Origin of the sequence: Klebsiella sp. (assembly GCF_027492335.1) — a bacterium.
Classification (GTDB): Bacteria; Pseudomonadota; Gammaproteobacteria; order Enterobacterales; family Enterobacteriaceae; genus Klebsiella; species Klebsiella huaxiensis.
In genome coordinates, this window is the sequence record NZ_JAPUEW010000046.1 from 68821 (window position 1) to 70938 (window position 2118).

Here is a 2118-nt window from a genome sequence, read left to right on the forward strand (position 1 = left end):
ACCAGGCCTAACTGAGCGAGCGTCATACAGCCGCCTTTGTTGCAATGGCAACCGTTCGCGGCTATCCTCAACTTGTCTGGAGTTGAGATTAGCCCCCGAAATGTTGCCAGGTTTATACCAAACAACGTGCGGGGGTTTTCTCTTTCCAGCAACCCATCTATCGATGCCGCCGGGGTTCAACCCCCGCAACATTGCGCCTCACCGGGCGAGCCCGGCTTGCCGGTGATTCTACGGCCCCGAACAGCCCCCCGCATCTCACCATTACGCACCGTGCGAGACGCCTTCCAGTATCATTTTGGGTTGCTGCAATAAACGAAAAAGGCCGCAGAGTTTCACCCCTGCGGCCCCGTTCGGGCGCATGCTGCCATTAAGGCAGGCAGATGCCCACAGGCCGGTTACTTCCGGTTATCCATCCGGCTCACGATGATACTGACAAGAATGCCAGCCAGCACCGGAGCCGCCAGATCGTCCCAGAGCACCAGGCCTAACTGAGCGAGCGTCATACAGCCGCCTTTGTTGCAATGGCAACCGTTCGCGGCTATCCTCGAATTGTCTAGATGCGAGGTTAGCCCCCGATACGTTGCCAGGTTTTTACCAAACAACGTGCGGGGGTTTTCTCTTTCCAGCAACCCATCTATTGATGCCGCCGGGGTTAAAGCCCCCGCAACATTGCGCCTCACCGGGTAACTCCGGCTTGCCGATGATTCTACTGCCCGGACCTGATGCCAGCACCTCACCTTTATCCATCGTGCGAGGCGCATTCCACAGTTTATTGGCGGTCTTTATTAGCCAGCCACACCAGCAGCTTCAGGCTGGCGGAGTAGTAGTCATCCTGAGCGCTAATCTGGGGTTCAGCCTGTTCTTCACCAAGCGTTAAATCGCGCACCGCCAGCAGCCCGCCGGTCATAAACCACTGCGCAACTTCATTGGTATTGACGTTGATCCACGCAGGTGTTTGCAGACGCGGATAGCTCCCAAACCAGGTTTTCCACGGCGTCAGCAGGCTGCTTTGCGGGTCATTCCAGTAGACATACAGCGGGATGCGAATCGCATCGTAGCTCATCCGCGTCGGCCACTCTTTTGCCGGTTCCATCTTGCCGTCAGCTCTTAAGGCGACCCAGTCGCTGGGAAGCTGCGATTTCCCCCACGCCATTTTCCCCAGCAGCGCCTGGCCATCGGTTTGCAGCTTTCGCCAGGCGGTCAAATGCGTACGCGCGGCGAAGGCCTGCCAGGCCGGAAAGATAAAGTAGGATGGATTAAGATTGAGATGGTCGTTGAGATAAAATCCCTTCGCGCCAGGAAGCATCACCTGACGCCCGGCGAAGGTGACCACCGTGTGTTTGAGTAGCGAAGCGGTTATAGCATCAGAGGCCGTGCCGTAGGATCTTTCATGCCATTGCTGCTGCGCGCGCAGCAGCGCCCAGGCAATCATCGTATCGCCATCGGTGGCGTTGTTTTTATCTGCCACCGGGTTGGGTGCCACCGGATTATAGCGCCAGTAAAACAACCCATTGTCTTTGTTACGTAGCGTTTTATCGGTCCATTGCCATAGCGCGTCAAACGCCGGGCGATCGTTATTCGCTACCGCCAGCAGCATAGCAAAACCCTGCCCTTCAGTGTGCGACACATTGCCGTTGCCAGTATCAACAATGCGCCCATCAGGCATCATAAAACGCGATTTGTAGTTTTCCCACGCCGTATCGGCCCACGCGTGGGGAAGCATCATTACCGTCGTCACCACGACCGCAGCTAAAGCACGCAAGGACATAAATTCACCCGTTATGGATGGAAGTAAAGAAACTGAACGTCAGAGACCGAAAACAGCCGCTCGCGCTGCAAAACCACGTGCGCACCACCACCCTGCCCCTGTAGCCAGCGGGAATAAAGCCCCTCGAGTATGGCACAAAATGCATTACACCAGCGGACGCGACGCGCTTCATCGCGACTCACTGGCAGTGCCTGATGGCGCAATCGCAGACCATCGTCGCTGACGTCAACGGTGACAAGCCCCCACTGGAAACGGCTCAGTTGCGCATTGATATTGGCCTCCAGTTGCCCGACCGTCTCCGATTCCGGCAACGGATGCTCATCAGCCAACGCCTCCCCCATCTGACGCAG

Annotated in this window: 3 protein-coding genes; all 3 read right to left on the minus strand. The window is 56.9% G+C overall.

The features are described 5' to 3' along the window. Positions 1 to 395: 395 nt before the first annotated feature. The gene (locus QVF11_RS13570) at positions 396 to 503 is read right to left on the minus strand and encodes a type I toxin-antitoxin system toxin Ldr family protein (RefSeq protein WP_110276214.1); all 108 of its coding nucleotides are present in this window, start codon (positions 501 to 503) and stop codon (positions 396 to 398) included. A gap of 266 nt (positions 504 to 769) precedes the next feature. Then, on the minus strand, positions 770 to 1768 hold the full coding sequence (locus tag QVF11_RS13575) for a glycosyl hydrolase family 8 (protein WP_287857460.1): 999 nt from the start codon (positions 1766 to 1768) through the stop codon (positions 770 to 772). Positions 1769 to 1779: 11 nt separating this feature from the next. After that, positions 1780 to 2118, minus strand: a 339-nt coding sequence (bcsD, locus tag QVF11_RS13580; RefSeq protein WP_287857462.1) for a cellulose biosynthesis protein BcsD, incomplete at its 5' end; no start/stop codon positions are given.

Excerpts from the sequence above, each read along its gene's own strand:
- QVF11_RS13570 (WP_110276214.1), bottom strand. The coding sequence starts at position 503 with ATGACGCTCGCTCAGTTAGGCCTGGTGCTCTGGGACGATCTGGCGGCT.
- QVF11_RS13575 (WP_287857460.1), bottom strand. The coding sequence starts at position 1,768 with ATGTCCTTGCGTGCTTTAGCTGCGGTCGTGGTGACGACGGTAATGATG.